General features: G+C 63.5%; 27 protein-coding genes. 20 read left to right on the top strand and 7 right to left on the bottom strand.

The window, feature by feature from the left end; translation table 11 throughout:
• Positions 1–9: 9 nt before the first annotated feature.
• A complete protein-coding gene (locus AC4LFW_RS18035; RefSeq protein ID WP_491820869.1) occupies positions 10–1,092 on the top strand; it encodes an SDR family oxidoreductase in 1,083 nt (360 codons plus the stop codon).
• Complete coding sequence (locus AC4LFW_RS18030; protein ID WP_491820867.1) at positions 1,089–2,015, top strand: NADP-dependent oxidoreductase; 927 nt, start codon at positions 1,089–1,091, stop codon at positions 2,013–2,015. Before AC4LFW_RS18035 ends, AC4LFW_RS18030 begins: the two co-directional genes overlap by 4 nt.
• 44 nt (positions 2,016–2,059) lie before the next feature.
• Here AC4LFW_RS18030 and AC4LFW_RS18025 read toward each other — a convergent pair whose 3' ends face one another.
• The 3 genes from AC4LFW_RS18025 to AC4LFW_RS18015 form a co-directional block, all read right to left on the bottom strand.
• Entirely contained in the window at positions 2,060–3,055 is a 996-nt protein-coding gene (locus AC4LFW_RS18025) for an LLM class flavin-dependent oxidoreductase (RefSeq protein ID WP_491820865.1), read from the bottom strand.
• Between the two features lie 25 nt (positions 3,056–3,080).
• Positions 3,081–3,491 carry a PA0061/PA0062 family lipoprotein gene (locus tag AC4LFW_RS18020; RefSeq protein ID WP_491820863.1) on the bottom strand — a complete coding sequence of 137 codons (411 nt, stop codon included), beginning with the start codon at positions 3,489–3,491 and terminating at the stop codon, positions 3,081–3,083.
• 114 nt (positions 3,492–3,605) lie between these two features.
• Positions 3,606–4,031 carry a PA0061/PA0062 family lipoprotein gene (locus AC4LFW_RS18015; protein ID WP_491820862.1) on the bottom strand — a complete coding sequence of 142 codons (426 nt, stop codon included), beginning with the start codon at positions 4,029–4,031 and terminating at the stop codon, positions 3,606–3,608.
• Between the two features lie 127 nt (positions 4,032–4,158).
• Here AC4LFW_RS18015 and AC4LFW_RS18010 point away from each other — a divergent pair, with 127 nt between their 5' ends.
• The 5 genes from AC4LFW_RS18010 to AC4LFW_RS17990 all read left to right on the top strand — a co-directional run bounded on the left by AC4LFW_RS18010 (position 4,159) and on the right by AC4LFW_RS17990 (position 10,543).
• On the top strand, positions 4,159–5,220 hold the full coding sequence (locus AC4LFW_RS18010; RefSeq protein ID WP_491820860.1) for an aminopeptidase: 1,062 nt from the start codon (positions 4,159–4,161) through the stop codon (positions 5,218–5,220).
• Between the two features lie 250 nt (positions 5,221–5,470).
• A complete protein-coding gene (locus AC4LFW_RS18005; RefSeq protein ID WP_491820858.1) occupies positions 5,471–6,646 on the top strand; it encodes a hypothetical protein in 1,176 nt (391 codons plus the stop codon).
• Between the two features lie 12 nt (positions 6,647–6,658).
• The gene (locus AC4LFW_RS18000; protein ID WP_491820856.1) at positions 6,659–7,381 is read left to right on the top strand and encodes a ferritin-like domain-containing protein; all 723 of its coding nucleotides are present in this window, start codon (positions 6,659–6,661) and stop codon (positions 7,379–7,381) included.
• A 170-nt stretch (positions 7,382–7,551) separates the two neighbouring features.
• Positions 7,552–8,133, top strand: coding sequence for an RBBP9/YdeN family alpha/beta hydrolase (locus AC4LFW_RS17995; protein WP_491820855.1), 582 nt, complete (start codon positions 7,552–7,554; stop codon positions 8,131–8,133).
• Between the two features lie 466 nt (positions 8,134–8,599).
• Positions 8,600–10,543 carry a metallophosphoesterase family protein gene (locus tag AC4LFW_RS17990; protein ID WP_491820854.1) on the top strand — a complete coding sequence of 648 codons (1,944 nt, stop codon included), beginning with the start codon at positions 8,600–8,602 and terminating at the stop codon, positions 10,541–10,543.
• Here AC4LFW_RS17990 and AC4LFW_RS17985 read toward each other — a convergent pair.
• The 3 genes from AC4LFW_RS17985 to AC4LFW_RS17975 form a co-directional block, all read right to left on the bottom strand.
• Positions 10,540–11,184 carry an HAD family hydrolase gene (locus AC4LFW_RS17985; RefSeq protein ID WP_491820853.1) on the bottom strand — a complete coding sequence of 215 codons (645 nt, stop codon included), beginning with the start codon at positions 11,182–11,184 and terminating at the stop codon, positions 10,540–10,542. The genes AC4LFW_RS17990 and AC4LFW_RS17985 overlap by 4 nt on opposite strands.
• A gap of 81 nt (positions 11,185–11,265) precedes the next feature.
• Complete coding sequence (locus tag AC4LFW_RS17980) at positions 11,266–11,808, bottom strand: gamma carbonic anhydrase family protein (protein WP_491820852.1); 543 nt, start codon at positions 11,806–11,808, stop codon at positions 11,266–11,268.
• 34 nt (positions 11,809–11,842) lie between these two features.
• Positions 11,843–12,667, bottom strand: coding sequence for an AraC family transcriptional regulator (locus AC4LFW_RS17975; protein ID WP_491820850.1), 825 nt, complete (start codon positions 12,665–12,667; stop codon positions 11,843–11,845).
• A gap of 84 nt (positions 12,668–12,751) precedes the next feature.
• On the opposite strand from AC4LFW_RS17975, the gene AC4LFW_RS17970 reads away from it, so the two are divergent.
• The 10 genes from AC4LFW_RS17970 (at position 12,752) to AC4LFW_RS17925 (ending at position 23,239) form a co-directional block, all read left to right on the top strand.
• A complete protein-coding gene (locus AC4LFW_RS17970) occupies positions 12,752–13,741 on the top strand; it encodes a bile acid:sodium symporter family protein (protein WP_491820848.1) in 990 nt (329 codons plus the stop codon).
• A gap of 134 nt (positions 13,742–13,875) precedes the next feature.
• Positions 13,876–15,924 (top strand): oligopeptidase A, encoded by a 2,049-nt coding sequence (prlC, locus tag AC4LFW_RS17965; RefSeq protein WP_491820847.1) that lies wholly within the window; start codon positions 13,876–13,878, stop codon positions 15,922–15,924.
• Positions 15,921–16,199, top strand: coding sequence for a YheV family putative zinc ribbon protein (locus AC4LFW_RS17960; protein WP_491820846.1), 279 nt, complete (start codon positions 15,921–15,923; stop codon positions 16,197–16,199). The genes prlC and AC4LFW_RS17960 overlap by 4 nt, the downstream gene beginning before the upstream one ends.
• A 17-nt stretch (positions 16,200–16,216) precedes the next feature.
• Positions 16,217–16,984: a DUF1835 domain-containing protein gene (locus AC4LFW_RS17955; RefSeq protein ID WP_491820845.1), complete on the top strand. Its 768-nt coding sequence runs from the start codon at positions 16,217–16,219 to the stop codon at positions 16,982–16,984.
• A gap of 174 nt (positions 16,985–17,158) precedes the next feature.
• Positions 17,159–18,223 (top strand): PA0069 family radical SAM protein, encoded by a 1,065-nt coding sequence (locus AC4LFW_RS17950; RefSeq protein ID WP_491820844.1) that lies wholly within the window; start codon positions 17,159–17,161, stop codon positions 18,221–18,223.
• Positions 18,224–18,370: 147 nt separating this feature from the next.
• The gene (locus tag AC4LFW_RS17945; RefSeq protein ID WP_491822178.1) at positions 18,371–18,592 is read left to right on the top strand and encodes a hypothetical protein; all 222 of its coding nucleotides are present in this window, start codon (positions 18,371–18,373) and stop codon (positions 18,590–18,592) included.
• A gap of 220 nt (positions 18,593–18,812) precedes the next feature.
• Positions 18,813–19,946 carry a cytochrome c oxidase subunit II gene (gene coxB / locus AC4LFW_RS17940; RefSeq protein ID WP_491820843.1) on the top strand — a complete coding sequence of 378 codons (1,134 nt, stop codon included), beginning with the start codon at positions 18,813–18,815 and terminating at the stop codon, positions 19,944–19,946.
• A gap of 12 nt (positions 19,947–19,958) precedes the next feature.
• A complete protein-coding gene (gene ctaD, locus AC4LFW_RS17935; RefSeq protein ID WP_491820842.1) occupies positions 19,959–21,590 on the top strand; it encodes a cytochrome c oxidase subunit I in 1,632 nt (543 codons plus the stop codon).
• A gap of 171 nt (positions 21,591–21,761) precedes the next feature.
• Positions 21,762–22,343 carry a cytochrome c oxidase assembly protein gene (locus tag AC4LFW_RS17930; RefSeq protein WP_491820841.1) on the top strand — a complete coding sequence of 194 codons (582 nt, stop codon included), beginning with the start codon at positions 21,762–21,764 and terminating at the stop codon, positions 22,341–22,343.
• A complete protein-coding gene (locus tag AC4LFW_RS17925) occupies positions 22,340–23,239 on the top strand; it encodes a cytochrome c oxidase subunit 3 (RefSeq protein ID WP_491820840.1) in 900 nt (299 codons plus the stop codon). The genes AC4LFW_RS17930 and AC4LFW_RS17925 overlap by 4 nt, the downstream gene beginning before the upstream one ends.
• 3 nt (positions 23,240–23,242) lie before the next feature.
• On the opposite strand, the gene AC4LFW_RS17920 is transcribed toward AC4LFW_RS17925, so the two are convergent.
• Complete coding sequence (locus AC4LFW_RS17920; protein ID WP_491820839.1) at positions 23,243–23,446, bottom strand: twin transmembrane helix small protein; 204 nt, start codon at positions 23,444–23,446, stop codon at positions 23,243–23,245.
• A gap of 81 nt (positions 23,447–23,527) precedes the next feature.
• Between AC4LFW_RS17920 and AC4LFW_RS17915 the strand changes: the two genes are divergently transcribed.
• Genes AC4LFW_RS17915 through AC4LFW_RS17905 form a run of 3 tightly spaced genes read left to right on the top strand, consistent with a single transcriptional unit; the run spans position 23,528 to position 25,941 of the window.
• Positions 23,528–24,235 (top strand): SURF1 family protein, encoded by a 708-nt coding sequence (locus AC4LFW_RS17915; protein WP_491822176.1) that lies wholly within the window; start codon positions 23,528–23,530, stop codon positions 24,233–24,235.
• 5 nt (positions 24,236–24,240) lie between these two features.
• The gene (locus AC4LFW_RS17910; RefSeq protein ID WP_491822174.1) at positions 24,241–24,822 is read left to right on the top strand and encodes a PA_0111/PP_0108 family redox-active disulfide protein; all 582 of its coding nucleotides are present in this window, start codon (positions 24,241–24,243) and stop codon (positions 24,820–24,822) included.
• 57 nt (positions 24,823–24,879) lie between these two features.
• Positions 24,880–25,941: a COX15/CtaA family protein gene (locus AC4LFW_RS17905; RefSeq protein WP_491820838.1), complete on the top strand. Its 1,062-nt coding sequence runs from the start codon at positions 24,880–24,882 to the stop codon at positions 25,939–25,941.
• The last annotated feature ends 1 nt before the right edge of the window (position 25,942 follow it).

Here is a 25,942-nt window from a genome sequence, read left to right as displayed (position 1 = left end):
GGAACATTCATGACTGATTCGAAAGTGGCTCTCGTCGTGGGAGCCAGTGGCATCATCGGCCACGCTCTGGTCGAAACACTGGTCGAGGACGGCAGCTGGAAGGTCCGCGCCGTGCGGCGGACTTTCGTCCCGGATGTCGAGGCCCTCGACCTTGATCTGACCGACGCCTCGTCCACCCGTGATGCACTCGCCACGGCCGGCGACACGACCCACGTCTTCTACGCCGCGCTCAAGCCCGACCAGAACCTGGGCCGCGAGGCCGAAATCAACGGCGCCATGCTGCGAAATCTGCTCGACGGGTTGAAGGCCGCCGGGGCGAAGCTGCAGCGCGTGGTCCATTACCAGGGCGCAAAGGTCTACGGCGTGCACCTGGGGCCGAGTACCGCGCCGTTCTACGAGGACGAGACGCCGCGGCACCTGGGGCCGAACTTCTACTACAACCAGGAGGACCTGCTGCGCGAGCGTGCCGAACGCGGCGACTTCGAGTGGTCAATCCTGCGTCCCGACGTAGTGGTGGGCGATATCGCCGGCAATCCGATGAACATCGCGCTGGTTATCGGCGCATTCGCCGCGCTCAGCCAGGAGACCGGCGTGCCGCTGCGCTTCCCGGGTTCGGTACGTACCTACCGCGAGGTGCTGGCCCAACTCACCGATGCACGCTGGCTGGCGCGGGCCAGCCTCTGGGCCGCGCTGGCTCCGGCGGCGCGCAACCAGGCATTCAACCTGGTCGGCGAGCCGTTTCGCTGGGAGCGCATCTGGCACAAGGTCGGCGAGGCGCTGGGCCTGGAGGTCGCCGAACCGCTGCCATTTTCCCTGGCCCGGCAGATGCCGGAAATGGGGGATGTCTGGCAACGCATCGCCGAGCGTCACGGCCTGCAACCGGTACCGTTCGACAGGCTGGTGGGCTGGCCCTTCGGCGATTTCATCTTCAACACCGAATTCGACATGGTGTCGGACATGGGCAAGATCCGCCGGGCAGGGTTCACCGAGGCCGTCAGCACCGAAGACTGCCTGATCGGTGCGCTGCGCCGGCTGGGCGAGAAAGGCTACATCCCGACATTCGACTCTTCAGACACAAGGAGCATCCGATGAAAGCCATGATCTACGAGCGTTACGGCGAACCCGACGTGCTGCAGCTCAGCGACCAGCCCATGCCGAAGGTAGCGCCCGGTGAGGTACTGATTCGCGTGCGCTGCACATCGGTCAACCCGGTGGACTGGAAACTGATGTCCGGCAAGCTCGATGCGGTGATGCCGACCTTTTTCCCGGTCATTCCCGGCTGGGACGTGGCTGGCACGGTAGAGGCGGTGGGCTTCGATGTGCCCGAATTCGCGCCCGGTGACGAGGTGTTGTCCTACGCGCGCAAGGATTTCGTGCAGGGCGGCACCTACGCCGAGTTCGTCAGCGTTCCGGCACGGGCGGTGGCCCGCAAGCCGGCAGCGCTGGGTTGGGACGAGGCGGCTGGGCTGCCGCTGACGGGGCTGACCGCCTACCAGGTGCTGATGCGCATGGGTACGAAAGCAGGCGATATAGTGCTGGTGCATGCCGCGTCTGGCGGCGTAGGCATAAAGGCTGCCCAGATCGCCCGAAACCTGGGCGCGCGGGTGATCGGCACCGCCTCGCTGAAGAACCACGCGTTCCTCGACTCGCTCGGTATCGAGCCGGTTGAGTACGGTGAGGGGCTGGCGGATCGCGTACTGGCCCTGGCGCCGGATGGCGTCGACGTGGTGGCTGACTTTATCGGTGGCGTATTGCCGGTGACCCAGGCGGTGCTACGCGACGGCGGGCGACACGCCTCGATCGTCGACGATTCGGTGCAGCAGGCGGGCGGGCACTATATCTGGGTGCGCCCCAGCGGCGAGGACTTGCAGAAGCTTGCCGACATGGCAGGCGAAGGGAAGCTGACCGTGCCTGTTGCCGAGCGCTTCCCCCTGGAGAAGGCCGCCGAGGCGATGCGGTTGAACCAGACCGGCCACGCCCCCGGCAAGGTCATCCTGCAAGTCTCCGGAAGCTGATCGGCTGCGCAGCGCCGGGTCGATACCTGGCGCTGCAAAGACGGTCAACGCAGCCCGGCGACGATCTCGAAGGCGCGGTGACGGTCGGCGGTTTCGTAGAAGTCGCAGGTAAAGATCAATTCATCGGCGCCGGTCTGTTCGAGCAGCACATCCAGGCGCGCACGGATCTTCTCCGGCCCGCCGATCAGCGCCATACCGAGGAAGCTGCCCACCGCATCCTGTTCATGCGGCAGCCATTTGCCCTGCATGCTCGTCACCGGAGGCACCAGTACCAGGCTCTGGCCGCGGATCAAGGCAAGGATGCGCTGGTAGGCGGTGGTGGCCAGATACTCGGCCTGCTCGTCGGTATCGGCCGTCATCAAGGGGACGCCAAGCATTACGTAGGGCTTGTCCAGGACCTCGGAGGGGCGGAAGTTCTCGCGGTACAGGCGAATCGCCTCGTGCACGTAACGTGGCGCGAAATGCGAAGCGAAGGCGTAGGGCAGGCCTTTGGCAGCAGCCAGCTGAGCGCTGAACAGGCTCGAACCGAGCAGCCAGATCGGGACATTGCTGCCCACACCCGGCATGGCGATGACCCGCTGGTTGGGCTGGCGCGGCCGGAGCAACCGCTGCAGTTCTTCCACATCCGCCGGAAAGTCATCGGCGCTGCCCATGCGGTCGCGGCGCAACGCATGGGCGGTGAACTGATCGGCACCCGGCGCGCGGCCCAGGCCTAGCTCGATCCGCCCGGGATAGAGCGCTTCCAGCGTGCCGAACTGTTCGGCGACCACCAATGGCGCGTGGTTGGGCAGCATCACGCCGCCGGCACCCAGGCGTATCCGTGAGGTACCGGAAGCCAGATAGCCGATCAGCACTGAGGTGGCAGCGCTGGCGATGCCGTCCATATTGTGGTGTTCGGCTACCCAGAAGCGCTCGAAACCGAGCTTCTCGACGTGCTGGGCCAGGGCCAGCGAATTGCGCAGGGCGAGCCCGGCGTCGCCGTCATCGCGGATCGGTGCCAGGTCGAGGGTGGAGAAACGGGTGTGTTCGATACGGGACATCGTCTACCTCTTTGCTGACGGCTGCTCAGTAGCAGTGCTCGGCTTCGGCGCGCGCCAGGACATTACGGTCTTCGTCGCGCAGCCAGCCTTGTGGGGTGAAGCCCAGCGATCGGGCCTGGAACAGGTAACGCCGGCCGGGTTGGAAATTGTCGTAGTCGATCACCAGGGTGCAGCGCAGGTACTGGGTATCGCCAAAATCGCCAAAGCCCCCGCTGCTGATTTCGAATTCGTAGCGCGCCTCGAGTTCATGCGCACCGGGGCTGACCTGGAAATAGCGACCGTCGGGCGTGCGTTCGCCGTCCAGTTGGTCGGACATGAAGATGTCGCTGGGTTGCGCGGTCAGGTCGACCCAGGCCATGCCGGGGTCAGGGGCGGGTAGTGGGCCGGCACAGCCGGTCAGGCCTAACACCAGGAGTAGCGGGAGCGACAGACGCATGATGGATCCTCCGGGGTCCGCAGGATCAGCCTGTGCTGCCGCGGTCAGCCATTGAGCCTGAGCCAGATGAGGCTCTATTTCAACGACTGCTTCACCGGCGAACGGTTCACAGCGTCAGCGTGTTGCGACTCCGCCGCAACCGCGCTCGGTCGCCTTGGCCAGAAGCTGGTCGTTCTGGTCGTAAAGCTTGGCCCAGGGACGGAAGCCGTAACCGCCGGCGACCAGGCGATAGCGGGCACCGGCGTCGAAGCTGTCGTAGCTCAGGGTCAGCCGGCAGTCGCGCGGCAGGGCCTCGCTGTCGCTTCCGACGTTGGCTGGGCCGACTTCGAAGCGATAGCGCATGCCCAGCTGATGGCTGCCGGGTTCGACCTGAAAATAGCGCCCATCATCGAGTGGCTGGTCATCGACCGCCACGGCCACCAGTTCGGTCTCGCCGTGCGGGGCGAGGTCAATCCAGGCCTGGTTCGGGTCAGGCTTGGGCATCCACATGGCGCAACCGCCCAGGCTGGACAGCGCAAGAGCAAGTATCAGGGTTCGCATGAACAGGGTCTCCGACCGGTAGCGGCCTGCTATGTCGCGTCTGCATGTTCGGTTTTGGGTGGGCTTCGATGTCGTTGTAGGCTCATGTACACCGACCCCTGGAGGGTCATCGCAGGTGGACCAGCCTTTGAGTAGGAAGCCGCAGACCGCCCTTGTCGACAATCCGGTCGCCCGTTGGGTTCCGCTATCGCTATGCATTTTTCTGAGCGGTTGCAGCACTTATTACGGTCAGTTGGCGGTCGGCCAGATGGATCTGCTACGCCAGCGCGAGCCGATCACCGCCGTCATCGACCGCCCCCAGACCGATCCGCAATTGCGTCAACGGCTCGCCCTGGCGCTGCAGGCCAGACGCTTTGCCAGTTCCGCCCTGGCGCTGCCGGACAACCGCAGCTATGAAGTGTATGCAGACATCCAGCGGCCCTATGTGGTGTGGAATGTGTTCGCCACCGAGGAGTTTTCCGTGGCCCCGCTGACACACTGTTTTCCGATCGCCGGCTGCGTCGCCTATCGCGGCTATTACCAGGAGGGTCGGGCACGGGGGCAGGCGGCCTTGTTGAAAGCGGAAGGCCACGACACGCTGGTGGCCGGCGTGCAGGCTTACTCCACCCTGGGCTGGTTCGACGATCCGCTGCTCAGTTCCATGCTGCGCTGGGATGACGAGCGGCTGGCCGGGCTGATCTTCCACGAGCTGGCGCATCAGCAGCTCTATGTGTCCGATGACACATCCTTCAACGAATCCTTTGCATCCTTCGTCGAGCGCGAAGGGCTGCGGCAGTGGCGCGCCAGCCGCGGCCTGCCGCCACCGGGCGAGGCCGCACGCAACCAGTACGCCGATCTCAGCAGGCTGGTGCTGGCGACCCGAGACCGGTTGGCGGCGATCTATGCATCCGGCTTGAGCGAGTCTGCAATGCGCGCCGCCAAGCGTGACGAACTCATGCGCATGCGGCAGGCCTATGGGCAGTTGCGCAACGGGCCCTGGGAGGGTGACGGCCGCTTCGATCGCTGGATGGCCCAGCCGCTTAACAATGCCAGTCTGGTTCCGTTCGGTCTCTATGATCGCTGGGTGCCTGCGTTCGCGGCATTATTCGAGCAGGTCGGCGGTGATTGGCAGCGTTTCTATACCGAAGCGGCTGCCTTGGGCCGCCTGCGTCCCGACGAGCGGAAGAGTCGGTTGGACGCGCTTCGCTGAAACACTCGCCGCTTCGTTTGAGGTCCCATGCGGCAAGGTGTCGTTGCCGATTCCCTTTCGTTGAGACTCTACCTATTCGAAGGGGATGCCGGCTGCCGCCTGTCGACTCCTTGCATGTTCACAGCAAAATTCACGGAATTCTTTTCCGCTTGCCTCCGTCCCTTTTCTAGGCCGTCAGCGCTGCTGACCCGTGATTTAGCCGTACGGATTCGTACGCCTAGCCAATACAAGCCGTTCAAACGGAGGCTCCATGGACAACCTAACCGGCATTCTCGACAACAAGGGCACGCCGCTCGACAAGCAGAAGTTCACCTGGAAGGAAATGGCGGGCAAGCCCATCAGCAAGCTCGACGACGACGCCTTTACCCGGGTGCGCATCATCCTGATGAACGGTGTCGAAACCGACGCGCTGCGCCTCAAGCATGGCATTGCGCGTATCACCGGCCAGCTGCGTGGCCCGCTCGCTGAGATCCGTCGCGTCGAGCAGCACCAGGCGACCATGATCAACTGGCTGATCTCCGCCGACCACTCGCCCCTGGAAACCACGGTTGCCTACGAGCAGGTCGCCATCGAAGTGACTGCCGCGGTCGCCCAGACTGAGCCCGATCCCTACCAGGCACAGACCTATCGCTATGGTCTGCTGGAAGATTTCGACCACCTGTACCGCTACTCGGCCATGCTCGACCGCCTCGAAGGCAAGGATGCAAACAACATCCTGCAGGGCTACACCGATATCGTGCCGGGTCGGCAGACCTCCGAGCATCATCGCCACCCTGAAAATGACCTGCGCGAAAGCTACGCGAAGGAGCAGGCGGACCTGATCACCAAGATTCATTGCGCCCTGATCACCGCCGCCGAATTCCAGACGCATGACTACTACCAGAACATCGGCCCGCTGTTCGCCGACCCGCTGGCGCGCCAGCTCTACGCCGAGATCGCCTCGGTCGAAGAGCAGCACGTCACCCAGTACGGCTCGCTGGCCGATCCGCAGGAATCCTTCATGGAGAAGTGGCTGGTGCACGAGGCGATGGAAGTCTATGCCTACGCCAGCTGTGCCGAGCAGGAAACCAACCCGCGTATCAAGGCCATGTGGGAGCGCTTCCTCGATTACGAGCTGGGCCACCTGAACATCGCCTGCGAGCACTTCAAGAACATCGAGCGGCGCGATCCGGCGGAAATCCTCGGCGGCCCGCTGCCGAAGATGATCGAGTTCAAGAGCCAGCGTGAGTTTGTCCGTCAGGTCCTGGCGGCCGAGGTCAACCTGCGCTCCAACGGCACCCAGTACGTCGACAAGAGCCAGGAGCCGCAGAACTCCCTGGACTATCGGGCCCAGCTCAATTCCGAAGGCATCGCGTCGAACATCGTCTCGGCGGGTTATCAGTGGGCCCCGGGCGGTGAACTCATGGGCATGCGCAAGGTTTCTTGAGGAGAACAGGACATGGCAACTTCAGCAAAACTGGGTACCAATTTCACCGGCGTGCAGATGTCCCCCAAGGACACCAAGAGCCTGCTCGACGCCGTCAACGATATCCACCCTGATGTACCGGGCGATTCCAAGGGCATGATGTTGGAGCGGGCGACCCGCGCCGAAGAAGCCGATCGCATCGGCTCGGTGCCGGTCCCGGGATCGGCCAAGGGCATGCTCAAGTCCACCTTCGACATGGCGCTGGGCAAGAGTCCTGAGCTGCTGGTCGACAAACTCGGCGAGCGCCTGGCCTTCGAGCGCAGCGGGGTGCGCATGTATGACGCGATGATCGCCAAGGCGAAAGCCCTGGAAACCGCCGAGTCCGACCTGGTGCAGGTGCTGCAGCACATTCGCGACGAAGAGTTCGAGCACATGAACATGGTCGCCGAGGCGATCGAGACGCTCGGGGCCGACCCGACTGCGCAGACGCCTTGCGCGGACATCGTCGGAGTCAAGTCGCTGGGCGTGATGCAGGTGCTGACCGATCCACGCACCAACGTTGCTCAGGGCCTTAACGCCTTGCTGACCATCGAACTTGAGGATAACGCTGCCTGGGAGATGTTGATCGAGCTGGCGGAATCCGGTGGGCACCCACGCATCGCCAAGGGCTTTCACAAGGCCAAGGAGCAGGAAGACGACCATCTGGTGAAGATCAAGACGATCCTGCGTCGAGACCTGATCAAGCAAGTCAAGTAATACGCGTGCGCTTCAAACCTTGGCGCGCCTCCGGGCGCGTCTTTTTTATGGGTGAATGGCCTGCATGAGATTTCAATGTTTTTTGAATAAGCAAATGCGTTCTTATTCTTTCTTGTGTCAGCTTCTCGAGCGATAGACTCACGGCTCAGCGACTATCAAGAGGCCATCCTATGCGGCGCGGACCATTCCATTATCTGATCGTCCCCGGCTGGCACGGCTCGCCTGAGGATCATTGGCAGAGCCACTGGCAGCGCACCCTGCCGAATAGCCGACGCATCGAGCAAGCCGACTGGCTGCAGCCGCAACGCCCTGACTGGGTGACCGAACTTGATCGCGGAATCGCCACAGCGCCGGAGCCGGTGGTCCTGATCGCTCACAGCCTCGGCTGCCCGACCGTCGCGCATTGGGCGGCGCAGGCAACGCCCGATGCGCTGCGGCGGGTTCGGGGTGCGCTGTTGGTCACCCCGGCGGACGTCGAGCGACCGGGCTGCCCCGAGCCTCTGCGCAACTTCGCGCCGCTGCCCTTGGCGCCGCTGCCATTTCCGAGCGTGCTGGTAGGCTCCGACAATGATCCTGCCGCAAGCGCCGAGCGGGCGTGTGCCATGGGTAAAGCCTGGGGGAGCGAAGTGACGGTGCTCAGTGGCGTCGGGCATATCAACGTGGCCTCAGGGCACCATCGATGGGAGGAGGGGCTCGGCTTTCTCCATCGTCTGCAATCTCTGATCGGCGAGCAGGTGCAACGGAGCGCCTGATGACATCCAGCATGAACGTCGGATTACGCCTTTGGCTAATCCAACCTGCGAGACTTGAGACCGTAGGGTGGATAACGCTCTTTTCATCCACCGTTTGCCCGATCGCAAGCCAGCTTTCCGTAGGATGGAACCGCCGAAGGCGCTTCCGTCGTTAACCGCGAAAAGGCCATACCATCGCCCAACAACACAACCGCACCACCCCGCACGAACATCGGATTACGCCTTTGGCTAATCCAACCTACGAGGCTTGAGACCGTAGGGTGGATGACGCTTTTTTCATCCACCGTTTGCCCGATCGCAAGCCAGCTTTCCGTAGGATGGAATCGCCGAAGGCGCTTCCGTCGTTAACCGCGAAAAGGCTATACCATCGCCCAACAACCCAACCGCACCACCCCGCACGAACGTCGGATTACGCCTTTGGCTAATCCAACCTACGAAAACTTGAGACCGCCAATCGAGCTGTTGAATGCCCAGCCCCGCACCATCCGACACCGCTGCATCCCTTCCCCTCGTGCTTGCCGGGCCTATGCTGCGCCGGCTCGAAACGGGCCGGCTGGTGCTCTGGCTGGTGGCCAGCGAGCCGCTGCAGTTGCACCTGAGGTTGCAGCCCGAGGGAGAGGCGTCGGTTTCGCTGGCAGTGGAAGGCGAGGCCTGTCGCCAGCTTCGCGTCGGTACCTCGGCCTGGTTGCACCTGATCGATGTCCGCCTGGATACGCCGCTGCCGGTCGATCGCTTGATCGAGTACGACCTGTTGATCGAGCGCGAAGGCGGTGAGCAGGGCATCGCCGATTGGGCGCCGCACCTGATCCATGAAGGGTTCGAGCGCCCGGCGTTCGTCATTCGTTCGCGCTATGACGATCTGCTGCACGGCTCCTGCCGCAAGCCGCACCACGCCTCGGCGGATGGGTTGGTTACCGTCGATTCATTGGTCGCCCAGGCCCGCCAATCACCCGAGCACTGGCCCGCCGCGCTGTTGATGACCGGCGACCAGATCTATGCCGATGACGTAGCCGGCCCGACATTGGTGGCCATCCATGCGCTGATTCGCCGGCTCGGGCTCTACAGCGAATGCCTTGAAGGCGCGACCGTCGCTGACAGCGATGAGTTGATGGCGCATCCGGCGACCTATTACCGGCGCGCCGAACTGCTGCCAGCGTTCAAATCCAACGAGGCCCTGCGCGAGCGCTTCTTCGGTGGCGTCGAGAAGCCGGTGTTTACCACCTCCAGCGCACACAACCATCTGGTGTCCCTGGGCGAGGTCCTGGCCATGTACCTGCTGGTCTGGTCGGCGGTGCCCTGGCGGTTGATCGAACTACAGTCACCCCAGCTGGACGGCGAGCTGGCTGACCGCTGGGCTCGTGAGCTGAGCGCTATCAATGCCTTCCAGGCAGGCTTGCCGCAGGTCGCACGAGCGCTGGCGCATCTGCCTTCGCTGATGATCTTCGATGACCACGACATCACCGATGACTGGAACCTGAGCGCCCGCTGGGAGCAGACCGCCTACGGCCATCCCTTTTCCCGCCGAATCATCGGCAACGCCTTGCTCGGCTATCTGCTGTGCCAGGCCTGGGGCAACGCGCCGGATGCCTGCGTCACGTCATTAGGCGCAGTCGAGGCGCTGCTGAACAGCGGTGAACAGGGGCGACTCGACTGCGCGCTGCATGATCGAGTGGTCGACGAGTTGCTGGAGCGCGGCGACTGGGGCTATGTCATACCCAGCGAGCCGGCCCTGGTGGTGCTCGATACCCGGACCCGACGTTGGCGCAGCGAGCGCAACCTGAGCCGGCCTTCGGGGCTGATGGATTGGGAGGCCCTGACCGACTTCCAGCAGGAATTGCTCGATCATCGTTCGGTGATCATCGTCTCGCCGGCGCCAATGTTCGGCGTCAAGCTGATCGAGACCGTGCAACGGGTATTCAGCTGGGCCGGGCTGTCGCTGTTGGTCGACGCCGAAAACTGGATGGCCCACCGCGGCGCGGCGCAGGTCATGCTCAACATCTTCCGCCACACCCGCACGCCGGGTAACTACGTGATCCTGTCCGGCGACGTGCATTACTCGTTCGCCTATGAGGTGCGCATTCGCGGCCGTGCCGAGGGCCCGCGGTTATGGCAGATCACCAGCAGCGGCGTGAAAAACGAGTTTCCGCCGCGCTTGCTCGACCTGTTCGACCGGCTCAACCGCTGGCTGTATTCGCCGCGCTCACCCTTGAACTGGTTCACCAAGCGCCGCCGCGTGCGGGTCCAGCCGTGGCTGCCGAGCCGCAGCCGGTCCGGTGAGCGTTTGTGGAACGGCTCGGGTATCGGCCGCGTTCGACTCGACGCAGAGGGTCGCCCGGCGCGGGTGGAGCAGATCAACGCTGATGGGTCACCGCCTGTAAGCTTCGCGCCCGAGCGCGACCAGACGCCCTAGCCGAACGCCGCGCGCAGCTCCGGCAGCGTGGCGTAGTAATAAGCCGGCGATTGCGCCATCAGCTCGGTGTGGCTGCCAAAGCCGTACCCGACGCCGACCGCCTGCAAGCCGTTGCTGTGTGCACCGATCAGGTCATGCTTGCGGTCACCGATCATCAGCGTCTGCTCTGGATCGAGCCCTTCTTCTGCAATCAGATGGGCAATTAGCTCGACCTTGTTGGTGCGTGAGCCGTCCAGTTCGCTGCCGTAGATCACCTTGAAGTGATGATCGAACGCGAAGTGCCGGGCGATCTCGCGGGCGAACACTGAAGGCTTCGAGGTTGCGACGTAGAGCGTTCGCCCCTGGCCGCGCAGGTGGTCGAGCATCTCAAGCACGCCGTCGAACAGTAGGTTCTCGTAAATCCCTGTGGTCTTGAATCGCTCGCGGTAATGGCCTACGGCGTCCCAGGCGCGCGCCTCGTCGAAGCCGTAAAACTCCATGAACGCCTGCAGCAGTGGCGGCCCAATGAAGGGTTCGAGCTTGGCCAGATCAGGCTCATCGATGCCCAGCTGTGCGAGTGCATGCTGGATCGAGCGAGTGATGCCTTCGCGCGGGTCGGTGAGGGTGCCGTCGAGGTCGAAGAGGATGGTGGAATGGTGCATGGAGGCGGCTCGGTAAATTCTATTGGGCATGCATACGACAATCGGATCGCGCACACGATGTTTGGCTTCAGGCTTCAGGCTTCAGGCTTCAGGCCCTTCTGCCAGATGCTGGTCCTTCAACTTGACGTAGTTGCCGGCGGTGTAGCTGAAGAAGCTGCGCTCCTTGTCAGTCAGCGGGCGGGCCTGCTTCACCGGGCTGCCGACATAGAGGTAACCGCTTTCCAGCGTCCTGCCCGGCGGCACCAGGCTGCCGGCGCCGATGATGACCTCGTCTTCGACCACCGCACCATCCATCACGATCGAACCCATGCCAACCAGGATGCGGCTGCCCAGCGTGCAGCCGTGCAGGGTGACCTTGTGGCCGACCGTTACCTCATCGCCGATGGTCAGCGGAAAACCGTCCGGGTTGAACGGGCCGGCGTGGGTGATGTGCAGCACGCTGCCGTCCTGGATGCTGGTTCGCGCGCCGATGCGGATGCGGTGCATGTCGCCGCGAATCACGGTCAGCGGCCAGACGGAGCTGTCTTCGCCAATCTCGATATCGCCGATGAGTACGGCGCTGGGGTCGACGAAGACGCGCTCGCCGAGCGTCGGTGTGTGCCCCTGGAAGGTTCGGATGCTCATGGGTTGTTCCTTTAGCTTGTGAAAAGGCGGCCGGTCACTGATAGACCCGGCCTTCGACGGCATTGCTGCCGGGGCGGAAGAACTCGCCGGGCGTCGCGCCGAATTGCTCGCGGAAGGCGGCGATGAAGGCCGACAGGGATTCATAACCGCAGCCAAGTGCCACGTCGGTCACCCGCTCGCCGCGCTCCAGCGCCGGCAGGGCGCTGAGCAGGCGCAGGCGCTGGCGCCAGGCGCGGAAGGTCAGGCCGGTTTCACGCAGGAACAAGCGGCTCAGGGTGCGTTCCGAAACACCCAGCGTACGGCTCCAGTCAGCCAGCCCTTCCTGCGACTCCGGCTGCGCCTGCAGGCTTTTGCACAGCCGGTGCAGGCGCGGCTCGGCCGGCAGTGGCAACACCAGTTCGACTTGCGGGGCGCAGCCCAGCTGATCGAGCAGCACCTGCACCAGCCGTCCCTCGGCGCCGTCCTCGGCATAGGCTTCGGGCAGGGTACTGAAATGCCGGATCAGTTCGCGCAGCAAGGGGCTGACTTGCAGTACCCGGCAATGTTCGAACGCCTCGCCGGCGACGGCTCGATCGATGTACAGGCTGCGAATGCAGGTGTCCGGTGCGCAGAACACTTGGTGAGTGACGCCAGCCGGAATCCACACCGCGCGCAGCGGCGGCGCGATGAAGCGGCCATTGTCGGTACGCACCTCGAGCACGCCTTCGACGGCATGGGAAAGCTGCACCCAGGGGTGGCTGTGGCGATAGCCGAGCTTGAGGTTGGGCGGCGAGTCGAGCTGGCCATAGACGGGTCGTGGCAGCGTTTTGAGTTCGCCGAGGCGGGTAATCAGCGCAGCCTCTTGTCCGATTGGCGACATTTCGTGCCTGCTTGGCGTTAGTCGGAAGGAGGCGCCCACGTTAAGGTCGATACCTGTTGCCTGCAAGCCCCAAGGAAATCACCCATGGCCAAACTCCGCCTCCTCTTCGATAACTTCACCCTGGCCCTGCTGGCGGTGGTCGCCATCGCCACGCTGTTTCCCTGCGAAGGGCAGGTTGCGGTGTTCTTCGAGTGGCTCACGTCAGCGGCCATCGCGCTGCTGTTCTTCATGCACGGCGCCAAGCTGTCGCGCGAAGCGATCCTTGCGGGTGCCGGTCATTGGCGCCTGCACCTGCTGGTCTTCGCCTGCACCTTCGTCATGTTTCCGCTGCTGGGGCTGGCGCTTAAGCCGGTGTTGACGCCGATGGTCGGTGACGAGCTGTACCTGGGCATGCTCTATCTCTGTGCGTTGCCCGCCACGGTGCAATCGGCGATCGCCTTTACCTCGTTGGCGCGCGGTAACGTGCCCGCCGCCATCTGCAGTGCGGCGGCCTCCAGCCTGATCGGAATTTTCCTCACGCCTCTGCTGGTATTGCTGTTGATGGGTGTTGAGGGCGAGACCGGATCGACGCTGGACTCCATCGGCAAGATTGTGCTGCAACTGCTGGTGCCTTTCGTCGCCGGGCAGATCGCGCGCCGCTGGATCGGCGCCTGGGTGACGCGCAACAAGACCTGGCTGAAAAGCGTGGACCAGAGTTCGATTCTGCTGGTGGTTTACACCGCGTTCAGTGGCGCTGTGGTCGACGGCCTGTGGCAGATCGTGCCCCTCGGCCACCTGCTGGGGTTGGTGGTGGCCTGCTGCCTGTTGCTGGCCATCGTGCTGTGGCTGACGGCCATGCTGGCCAAGGTATTCGGCTTCAACCTGGAAGACCGCATCACCATCCTCTTCGCCGGCTCAAAGAAGAGCCTGGCGACCGGCGTGCCCATGGCCCAGGTGCTGTTCGCCACCAGCGCGGTCGGCATGATCATCCTGCCGCTGATGCTGTTTCACCAGATCCAGCTGATGGTCTGCACCGTGCTTGCCCAGCGCTATGCGCGGCGCCCCGAATTGCCCGAGCAGACGGCGGTCCAATAACCGGTACGGATGCCTGACTCGCGTGTCGTTTCGTCGTGCATAGAGCCGCTCTATCGCTTCGTTGCCCAGCTGCGCGGTCAGGCATTTGTCTTTAACATGCACCGGTGATCATTTATTCAGAAGGGGCAACTGCCGTGACCGATACCAATCCGCTGCTTCGGGATTTCGACCTGCCGCCTTATTCCGAGATTCGCCCCGAGCATGTCGAGCCGGCGGTGGACGCTGTCCTTGGTGACAACCGTGTCGCCTTGCAGGAACTGCTCAGCCGCCCGGCCGAGAGTCTCGACTGGAGCACCCTGGTCGTCGGCCTCGATGAAATGAACGAACGCCTTAGCCGCGCCTGGGGGCCGGTCAGCCATCTCAATGCCGTGCGCAACAATGCCGAACTGCGCAGCGCCTACGAGGCCTGCCTGCCCAAACTGTCCGCCTACGCCACCGAGCTCGGCCAGAACGCCGACCTGTTCGCCGCCTATCAGGCGCTGTCGCTGAGCCCCGAAGCCGACGGCTTCGATGTCGCGCAGAAGACCATCCTCGAACATGCGCTACGCGATTTCCGCCTGTCCGGCATCGACTTGCCGCCCGCCGAACAGCAACGCTTCGGCGCGATCCGCATGAAGCTCGCCGAGCTGGGCAGCACCTTTTCCAACCAGCTGCTCGACGCGACCCAGGCCTGGACCAAGCACGTCACCGACGAAAGCGTGCTGGCCGGCATTACCGATTCGTCCAAGGCGCAGATGGCCGAAGCCGCCAAGGCCAAGGAGCTGGACGGCTGGCTGATCAGCCTGGAATTCCCCAGCTACTACGCCGTGATGACCTACGCCGACAATCGCGCGCTGCGTGAAGAGGTCTATGTCGCCTATTCCACCCGTGCCTCCGACCAGGGGCCGAACGCCGGTCAGTTCGACAACGGCCCGGTGATGGAGCAGATTCTCGACCTGCGTCAGGAGCTGGCGCAGCTGCTGGGCTTCGGCAACTATGCCGAGCTCTCGCTGGCGACCAAGATGGCCGAGAGCACCGATCAGGTGCTGGGGTTCCTGCGTGATCTGGCCAAGCGCAGCAAGCCGTTTGCTGAGCGCGACCTCAAGGAGCTGCGGGCCTTTGCCGCCGAGCAGGGCGTCTCCGACCTGCAGAGCTGGGACGTCAACTACTTTGGCGAGAAGCTGCGCCAGGCCCGTTACAGCCTGAGCCAGGAAGAGCTGCGCGCCTACTTCCCGGTGGACAAGGTGCTGTCGGGCCTGTTTGCCATCGTCAAGCGTCTATACGGCATCGAAATCCACGAGCTGGAAGACTTCGACAGCTGGCATCCGGATGTGCGCCTGTTCGAGATCCGCGAGAAGGGCGAGCACGTCGGGCGCTTCTTCTTCGACCTCTATGCGCGGCCCAACAAGCGCGGCGGTGCCTGGATGGATGGCGCCCGTGACAAGCGCCGCACCTGCCTCGGCACACTGCAGACGCCGGTGGCCAATCTGGTCTGCAACTTCACCCCGCCGGTGGGCGAGCGCCCCGCGCTGCTGACCCACGATGAAGTGACCACGTTGTTCCACGAATTCGGTCATGGCCTGCATCACCTGCTGACCCAGGTCGAACATGCCGGCGCGTCGGGCATCAACGGTGTGGCCTGGGATGCGGTCGAGCTGCCCAGCCAGTTCATGGAGAACTGGTGCTGGGAGCCGGAAGGCCTGGCGCTGATCTCCGGCCACTACCAGACCGGCGAAACGCTGCCGCAGGACCTGCTCGACAAGATGCTGGCGGCGAAGAACTTCCAGTCCGGCCTGATGATGGTGCGTCAGCTGGAATTCTCGTTGTTCGACTTCGAGCTGCATGCAACGCATGGGGACGGCCGCAGCGTGCTCGAGGTACTGGAAAGTGTCCGTGACGAGGTGTCGGTGATGCGTCCGCCAGCCAGCAACCGCTTCCCCAACAGCTTCGCGCACATCTTTTCCGGCGGTTACGCAGCCGGTTACTACAGCTACAAGTGGGCCGAAGTCTTGTCCTCCGACGCCTTCTCGCGCTTCGAGGAAGAGGGCGTGTTCAATGCCGAAACCGGGCGCGCCTTCCGTGAGGCCATTCTGGCGCGCGGCGGTTCGCAGGAGCCCATGGTGCTGTTCGTCGACTTCCGCGGCCGGGAGCCGTCTACCGACGCGCTGCTGCGCCATCTTGGCCTGACCGAGGACGTGGCATGAGCGACGAGCCGAAAGTAACCACCAAGCGCTTCATCGCTGGCGCCGTGTGCCCGGCGTGCAGCGCCAGCGACAGCATCAAGATGTGGGACGTCGACGGCGTGCCGCACCGCGAGTGCGTGGAATGCGGCTATGCCGACACCCTCAACGCTCAGGGCCAATCTGTGCCGTCCGAGCTCGGCACGCGCGTCAACCAGGCCAAGCCAAAGGCACCCGATCCGCAGGTGCAGGCGGTACAGTTCTTCCCCAACCCGAAGCTGAAGAAAAAAACCGACTGACCGACTGGAGCATCGCCATGTGGCATATCACCTGTGGCGATCTCGCCGCCGACAGCGTCCGGCAGCTGCTGGCTGAAGGCAATGAAGTTCGCGTTCTGCGCGACGACTTGGCGGTCGGGCCGCTCGCTGATATCGAAACTCCACCATGCGCTGCGCGTGTGGCCTTCTGGGAAGGCGTCTGGCCTGTCGGGTTGGCGCCTCGGCCTGATTTTTCGGGCATTGCCAATGACGCTGAATGGCTGGACGGGCTAGCTGACCAGTCGCGCCAAATAACGGTCTGGCATGGCGACAGCGCCTCCGAACAGTTGACGCTGGCGCGGGTGGCGGCGGCTATGGAAGGTTCGGCGATACCCTTGCACGAGGTTGCATGCGGCACCGGTGACAGTCGAGTCGGCACGCGCATGGCAGTGTCCATGCATGCGCCGGATGCCCTGGCTGCGCTTTATCAGCCCCGTCTCGTCGATGCTTATCGCATTGCTGATCTCGCCAGTCAGTGGCGGGCTGCGGTTGAGGAGAACGCCGCGATACGTCGCTGGGTCGACGGGCGTTTTCGCGGTGAGGACACTGCTCGAATCGATGGCGAACTGGTAGTGGCCTGCCGCGACGACTGGATGCCGCTGGCCCGAGCCATGGCCGAGGTGATGGGGCACTGCGACGGCTTCTTTCCCACCGACCTGTTTCTCTACTGGCGCGCCCGCGAGTTGGCGAAACGGGGCGTAATCCTGCTCAGCGACGGTAGCGCAGCCGAGTACAGCAAGGTGCAGGTGCGACGCCCTTTGGGCTGAAGGCATCGCTTTTTCGCGCCTACAGGTTGCTTTGGGATCTGTGTTCCGACTGTTGCCGCGGGATAGCTCGGTGAGGCGCGATCCACCCCCCGGCGACGGGCGGGCATATCCGCGTTGCCGATATGAGGCCTGGCTCTGATACTGTATCCATATACAGCCTTTCGGAGCCTTTCCATGTTCCCGCCGAATAGCACGCCGCGCGGCCGCGGCACCGCCATCAACCCAGACAACCGTTTCGCCCCGACCCGCAGCGAGGCTTATGACGACGGCTGGGAACAGGACGTGCCGCCGACGCGCGCCACCGAGGTACGGTTCGAGACGGCCAAGACTGTGCTCACCCGCAACCAGTCGCCGGACGTCGGCTTCGATCGCTCGGTCAATCCCTATCGAGGCTGCGAGCATGGCTGCATATATTGTTTTGCGCGGCCCAGCCACGCCTATTGGGACATGTCGCCGGGTATCGATTTCGAGACGAGGCTGATCGCCAAGACCAACCTGGCCGAACGCCTCGAGCAGGAGCTGAGCAAGCCCGGCTACGTGCCGCAGCCGATCGCGCTTGGGGTCAACACCGATGCCTATCAGCCCATCGAACGCGAACAGCAGCTGACCCGCCGTGCGCTGGAAATCCTGCTGCGCTTCAAGCACCCGGTGCACATCATCACCAAGGGTTCATTGGTGCTGCGCGATCTGGACCTGCTGGTGCCGCTGGCCGAGCAGCGACTGGTCAGCGTCTCGGTCAGCCTGACCACCCTGGATGACGAGCTCAAGCGCATCATGGAACCGCGTGCGGCCTCGCCCTCGGCGCGACTTCGCGTGCTGCGCTCGCTGAACGAGGCAGGCGTGCCGGTCAGCGTGATGTGCGCGCCGATGATTCCGATGATCAATGACATGGAGCTCGAGCGCATGCTCGAAGCCGCGCGGGAGGCCGGCGCGCGGTCGGCTGGTTATGTCTTGCTGCGGTTGCCCCATGAAGTGGCGACCCTTTTCGATGAATGGCTGCAGGAGCATTTCCCGCAATGTGCCGCTCACGTCATGAGCCTGGTGCGGCAGTCACGGGGCGGCAAGGATTACGACAGCCGTTTCGGCAGCCGCATGCGCGGCGAAGGGCAGTTCGCCCAGCTGCTCGCCCAGCGCTTTCAGCTGGCCTGCAAGCGGCTGGGCTACAACCGCCGGGACCAGAACTACGGGCTGGACTGCAGCCGTTTCGCGCCGCCAGGGCAGCAGATGAACCTGCTCTAACCAGCGCGTACCGCAGGGCGGCTAACCGGAACTATAGGAAGCGCGCCGGGCACCAATCCAGGTATCGCTGCGGCGCCGGTATGGTCCGGTGCGCATTTGCATCCTGGAGGCAAGGTGGATTGGATCGATTTTCTTCAATGGCCGGCAATGGTAATCACGGTGCTGGCGGCGTGGCTGATCGGCTCACTGAAGCCCGGCCGACGCACGGTAGGGTTCTGGTGCTTTCTGCTGAGCAACCTGCTCTGGGTGGTCTGGGGCCTGTACGCCGAGGCCTGGGCGTTGATTACGCTGCAGATATGTCTGGCGGCGATGAACATCCGCGGGGTGAAGAAAAATGAGCACTCCACGGAGGCGCAGGCGAGCGCCTGAACCCAACGGGGTGACGAAATTGCCGTTCTTCATTCGCTGTCTATACTCCGATCGTAAGCGTATTGATCGAATCCGACTGCGCGTGCAAAGCGAGGACTGGCAACCATGAATCGGGGGGAGCCAGATCGGAGCGTGGTCAGGCCATCGTAGCGGGCAGTTGCCAGCTCTGCGGCCGGACAGGCGGTCGGCGGGATAACAAGAACCATAAGGGGAACCCGCAATGTCGCGACATCCACGAGCCTGGATGGGGATTGGACTGTGTTCGCTATTCGGTCAGGCGCAGGCGGCCTGGGACGTGAATATGCGCGCCGGTGCCACAGACGTCAGTCACTCCGTTTTCGATCTGCACATGACCATCTTCTGGATCTGCGTGATCATCGGCGTGCTGGTGTTCGCGGTGATGTTCTGGTCGATGTTCGCCCACCGCCGGTCCAGGCGACTGGAGTCGGCGCACTTCCATGAGAACACCAAGGTCGAGGTGCTCTGGACCATCATCCCCCTGCTGATCCTGATCGGCATGGCGGTGCCCGCGACCCGCACGCTGATTCACATCTACGATTCCAGTGAGTCGGACGTCGATATCCAGATCACCGGCTACCAGTGGAAGTGGCACTACAAATACCTGGGTGAGGACGTCGAGTTCTTCAGCAACCTCACCACTCCGCGCGACCAGATCAACAACCTGGCCCCCAAAGGCGAACACTACCTGCTGGAAGTGGACGAGCCACTGGTGATCCCGCAGGGCGCCAAGGTGCGCTTTCTGATCACCGCGGCGGACGTCATCCATTCCTGGTGGGTGCCGGATCTTGCGGTGAAAAAGGACGCCATCCCCGGTTTCATCAACGAATCCTGGACCCGTGTCGAGGAGCCCGGCATCTACCGCGGGCAGTGCACCGAGCTGTGCGGCAAGGATCATGGCTTCATGCCGGTGGTCGTCGAAGTGAAATCCCAGGAGGACTACGCCACCTGGCTCGGCGAGAAGAAAGCCGAGGCCGCCAAGCTCGCCGAGCTGACCAGCAAGGAGTGGACGCTGGAAGAATTGACCGCTCGCGGCGAGAAGGTCTACCAGACCAACTGTGCCTCCTGTCACCAGGCTTCGGGTGAAGGGCTGCCACCGATGTTCCCGGCGCTCAAGGGCTCGCCGATCGCCACGGGCGATGCGGAAAACCACATCAGCATCGTCGTCAAAGGCTCGCCGGGCACCGCCATGCCAGCGTTCGGCCCGCAGTTGTCGGAAGTCGACCTGGCCGCCGTGGTGACCTACGAGCGCCATGCCTGGGGTAACGACACAGGCGACATGGTCACGCCGAAAGACGTGCTCGTCTTCAAACAGGCCGAAGAAGCCACCCAGTAAGAGGATTAGGTGATGAGTGCAGTGATCGACGATCATGGTCATGCCGGGCATGACCATCACCACGGCCCGGCCAAGGGCCTCTCACGCTGGCTGCTGACCACCAACCACAAGGACATCGGCTCGATGTACCTGTGGTTCAGCTTCTGCGCCTTTCTCTTGGGCGGCTCGATGGCGATGGTGATTCGCGCCGAGTTGTTCCAGCCGGGCCTGCAGATCGTGCAGCCTGAGTTCTTCAACCAGATGACCACCATGCACGGGCTGATCATGGTGTTCGGTGCGGTGATGCCGGCCTTCGTCGGCCTGGCCAACTGGATGATCCCGCTGATGATCGGCGCGCCGGACATGGCGCTGCCGCGGATGAACAACTTCAGTTTCTGGCTGTTGCCCGCCGCGTTCGGGTTGCTGGTTTCGACCCTGTTCATGGAGGGCGGCGGGCCGAACTTCGGCTGGACCTTCTATGCGCCGCTTTCGACCACCTATGCGCCGGAATCGGTGACCTTCTTCATCTTCGCCATTCACCTGATGGGTATCAGCTCGATCATGGGGGCGATCAACGTGGTCGCCACGGTGCTCAACCTGCGCGCACCGGGCATGACCCTGATGAAGATGCCCCTGTTCGTCTGGACATGGCTGATCACCGCCTTCCTGCTGATCGCAGTGATGCCGGTGCTGGCCGGCGTGGTGACCATGATGCTGATGGACATCCACTTCGGCACCAGCTTCTTCAGCGCGGCCGGCGGCGGCGACCCGGTGCTGTTCCAGCACGTGTTCTGGTTCTTCGGTCATCCCGAGGTGTACATCATGATCCTGCCGGCGTTCGGCGCGGTCAGCTCGATCATCCCGGCGTTCAGCCGCAAGCCACTGTTCGGCTACACCTCGATGGTCTACGCCACCGGCGCCATCGCCTTTCTCTCGTTCATCGTCTGGTCGCACCATATGTTCACCGTTGGCATCCCGCTGACCGGTGAGCTGTTCTTCATGTACGCCACCATGCTGATCGCGGTGCCCACCGGGGTGAAGGTGTTCAACTGGGTGTCGACCATGTGGCGCGGCTCGCTGACCTTCGAGGCGCCGATGCTGTTCGCGGTGGCCTTCGTCATCCTGTTCACCATCGGCGGGTTCTCCGGATTGATGCTGGCGATCGCGCCGGCGGACTTCCAGTACCACGACACCTACTTCGTGGTGGCGCACTTCCACTACGTGCTGGTGCCGGGCGCGATCTTCGGCATCTTCGCCTCGGCGTACTACTGGCTGCCCAAGTGGACCGGCCACATGTACGACGAAACCCTGGCCAAGCTGCATTTCTGGATGAGCTTCGTCGGCATGAACCTGGCGTTCTTCCCGATGCACTTTGTCGGGCTGGCCGGCATGCCGCGGCGGATCCCGGACTACAACATGATGTTCGCCAACTTCAACATGGTCTCCAGCATCGGCGCCTTCATGTTCGGGGCGACGCAGCTCCTCTTCCTGTTCATCGTCATCAAGTGCATCCGGGGAGGCCCGGCTGCTGCGGCCAAGCCCTGGGATGGCGCCGAAGGGCTGGAGTGGAGCGTGCCGTCACCGGCGCCGTACCACACCTTCAGCGTGCCCCCGAGCCTGGAAGAACTGCACGAGCACCGCACGGGGCCCAAACATGATGATTAAGGCCATTGAAGGCTGGAGGCCGGAGGCTGGACGAGGCGTGGCGGCGTGCTTTGCTGCCGCGTGGTTGAGATATGAGGGTTCGCGGGCGAGCTCGATATTGCGGACGATGGTGGCTGACCGGCTTTTGCGTTCAGCCTTCAGCGCTTTTGTCGTCTTTGCGAGAGCCCACCCATGAAAACCGATCTGACCCTGGCGCAACTGGTCCGCCGCCTGCTCTTGGTGGTCGTGGCGATGTTCGCGTTCGGCTTCGCGCTGGTGCCGATCTATGACGTCATGTGCAAGGCCTTCGGTATCAACGGCAAGACGGCTGGCGCCTACGAAGGCGCCCAGACCGCAGACGAGGCGCGCGAAGTGCGGGTGCAGTTTCTCGCCACCAACGCATCGGGGATGGTCTGGGAATTCAAGCCGGTGGCTGACCAGCTCAGCGTTCATCCCGGCTCCAGCCGTGAAATGCGCTTTATCGCCTACAACCCGACGGGCAAACCAATGACCGCCCAGGCAGTGCCCAGTGTGTCGCCGTCCAAGGCCGCCGCCTATTTCCACAAGACCGAATGCTTTTGCTTTACCCAGCAAGTGCTGCAACCCGGTGAGCGCATCGAAATGCCGGTGCGTTTCATCGTCGATCGTGATCTGCCTGCGGATGTGCGTCATCTGACGCTCGCTTACACCCTGTTCGACATCACGTCTCGCCAACCTCCCGTCGCCGTCGTTTCTCAGGCGTCTCTGGCGGTGGCCAAGAGGAGTCTGCAATGAGCCAACAGACCACCACGCACGAGCACTACTACGTTCCCGCCCAGAGCAAATGGCCCATCGTCGGGACCGTGGCGCTGCTGACCACCGTGTTCGGGCTGGGTAGCTGGTTCAACGACCTCAAGGCCGGCCGCGACGAGATCAGCGGCCCGGTGATCTTCTTTGTCGGCGCACTGCTGATCGCCTACATGATGTTCGGCTGGTTCGGGGCGGTGGTACGTGAAGGCCGGGCGGGTTTGTACAGCGCGCAGATGGATCGCTCGTTCCGCTGGGGCATGAGCTGGTTCATCTTTTCCGAGGTGATGTTCTTTCTCGCCTTCTTTGGCGTGCTGTTCTACATCCGCTACTGGGTCGGCCCCTGGCTCGACGGTGACGGTGACAAGGGCGTCAGCGCCATGCTCTGGCCGAACTTCGAATACAGCTGGCCGCTGCTGAACAATCCCGATCCCAGTGTCTATCCTGCCCCCGAGGGCACTATCAGTCCCTGGGGCCTGCCGCTGATCAACACCATCTTGCTGGTGACGTCCAGCTTCACCCTGACCTGGGCGCACCACGCGCTGCGCAAGGGCAACCGCAAGCAGCTCAAGCTCGGCCTTGGCCTGACCGTGCTGCTGGGCGCGACCTTCCTGACCCTGCAGATCGAAGAGTACATCCATGCCTATACCGAACTCGGGCTGACGCTGGGCTCGGGCATCTACGGCGCGACTTTCTTCATGCTGACGGGTTTCCACGGCGCTCATGTGACCATGGGCGCGATCATCCTCACGGTGATGCTGGTGCGCAGCTTTCGCGGCCACTTCACGCCAGAGCAGCATTTCGGTTTCGAGGCGGCCGCCTGGTACTGGCACTTCGTGGACGTGGTGTGGATTGGCCTGTTCGTTTTCGTCTATGTGATCTAGCGATCAGGCGCCGAAACCGGGCTGTAGCTGCCCGGAATAAAAGCCCCAGGCGATCAGGGCAACCGTCAACGCGGTAAGGGAGACACGAACGAAGAGGGCGGTGAGCACGCGTGATGTGCGGCCCTCATCCCTGACCAGAAAGAACAGACCACTGAACAGACTGACCAGCGTGGCTACTAACAACAGAACAATCGCCACCTTGAGCATGAGCGGGCCCGCCGTGAAAGGTGAACTGGGGGAAGTGGGGTGCAGTATAGCCAGCCGGATCGATACGCCGCGGGGCAGGGCATGAACGGCTTCAAGCCGGGCGTCATACCCACGCTGGTGGTGCTGTGCCTGTTGCCGCTGCTGGTCTGGCTGGGTTTCTGGCAGCTGGAACGGGCCGACCAGAAGCGCGAGCTGCTGGCGCGTCAGGAGGCGCGCGAAGCAGCAGCGCCGTTGGGGCCGGAGCAGATCGAAACCCTTCAGGATCCGGCCTACGCCCGTATCAACCTGCAGGGCAGCTTCGACGCCGAGCACAGCTTTCTGCTGGACAGCCGCACCCGCGACGGCCGTGTTGGGGTCGAGCTGCTGCAGCCGTTTCAGGATCAGCCCAGCGGCCGCTGGGTGCTGGTCAACCGCGGCTGGTTGCCCTGGCCGGACCGGCGCATTCCGCCACAATTCGATACACCGGATCGACCGCTGAAGCTGTCCGCATGGGTATACGCGCCGTCAGGCGAGCCGTTCATTCTCAACCGGCGCATGGCCGAAGGCTGGCCGCGGCTGATCAACCACGTCGAGGTGCAGGACATCTGGCAGTTGCTCGACCGTGACGGTGTCGAATACCAGCTGCGGCTGGAGCCCGGCCCCGCGGCCTATCGCGCCGACTGGCCGGTGACCTTCATGCAGCCGCAGCAGCATGTCGGCTATGCGGTGCAATGGTTTGCGCTGGCAGCGGCACTGCTGGCGTTGTTCATCTACTTCGGCGTGCATCAGGCGCGGGGGAACAAGGAATGACGATGATGAATCCGACCTACCATGCTGAACCGGCGCAACGGCGCCGTGGGCGTCTGCAATTGCTGCTGATCCTCGCCGTGGTGATCGGCCCCATGCTCCTGGCTAGCGCCATGTACCGTTTCGGTTTCTGGGTGCCCCAAACCCGTACCTACGACGGCGCTCTGGTGGCGACCGGGCAAGGCCGCGGCGCCCTGGGTATCAACGCGCCGGTGGCCACTGAGCCGCGCTGGGAGCTGCTGGTTACGGCGCCCGATGGCTGTGCCGAAGATTGCCAGCAGCTGGTGTATCTGGCCCGGCAGATCAATATCGGTCTGGCCCGCGAAGCCGGTCGGGCCAGCCACGCCCTGGCCAGCGCCCAGGCATTACCGGATGACTACGATCAACGTCTGCAGCGCGAATATCCCCAGCTGCAGCGCTACCCTCTGGACCCCGACATATATGGGGCCAACCCAGACCTGCCCGAGGGCGCGCAGCTGTGGATCGTCGATCCGCACGGCAATCTGGTGCTGCGTTATGACGCCAAGACGAACGGTAAGGCGATCCTCGACGACCTCAAGTACCTGCTGAAAATTTCCCAGATCGGTTGATCCAAGGCACTCGGCCGCCTCGCTGGAGTCCCAAAGAGGTCGCTCAAGGAGAACCAGATGGCAAAACCCGGCTACCGCCTCGCCCTTATCGCCACGCTATTGGGTGTCGTGGTGGTGCTGCTCGGCGCCTATACACGGCTGACCCATGCCGGCTTGGGCTGCCCGGACTGGCCCGGTTGCTACGGATTCCTCAGCGTGCCCATGAGCGAGGACAAGCAGAGCCTGGCCGCGATGCGTTTCCCCGATGCCCCGCTCGAGGTGCACAAGGGCTGGAACGAGATGGTGCACCGCTACTTCGCCGGCGCGCTGGGGCTGGTCATCCTCGGGCTTGCTGTGCAGGCGCTACGCCGCCGCGCCGAGCCGGGACAGCCCCTGAAGCTTCCCTTGCTGCTGCTTGCTGTGGTCATTGCCCAGGCGGCGTTTGGCATGTGGACGGTCACCCTGCAACTCTGGCCGCAGGTGGTCACGGCTCACTTGTTGGGTGGCTTCACCACCCTGAGCCTGCTGTTTCTGCTGACGCTGCGCCTGTCCGGCCGTCAGCCGACGATGCCCCGCGTGACGGGAAGTCTCAGAACCTTCGCGCTGATCGGCATGCTCGCGGTGATCGTCCAGGTCGCGCTGGGCGGCTGGGTCAGCAGTAACTACGCGGCGGTGGCCTGCACGGATTTCCCGACCTGCCATGGCCAGTGGTGGCCGCAGATGGATTTCGCCAATGCCTTCAACCTGACCCATCACGACATCGGCCCGAATTATCTCGGCGGCATGCTCTATGGTGAGGCACGTACCGCCATTCACCTGACACACCGGCTTGGCGCGCTCACCGTGACGCTGGTCCTGCTGGCGCTGGCGTGGCGGCTCTGGCGTCACGGGCTGCCGCGTCCGGCCGGGCTGCTTGTCGCCGCATTGATCCTGCAGATCGGGCTGGGCATCAGCAACGTGCTGCTCAATCTGCCGCTGGCCGTTGCGGTCGCCCATAACGGTGGCGGCGCGCTGCTGCTCCTGGTGACCGTCCTGATCAACCATCGCCTGCGGCTGAACCCTGCGGCCAACGTCGCACCGGCACCTCAGTCGCACCTGAATTCGAACACGACGGGCAGGCTCGACCTGCCGCGCGCATAAG

It is taken from the genome of Stutzerimonas sp. C6.4V, from assembly GCF_058536345.1.
This window is presented reverse-complemented; position numbering and strand designations above follow the sequence as displayed.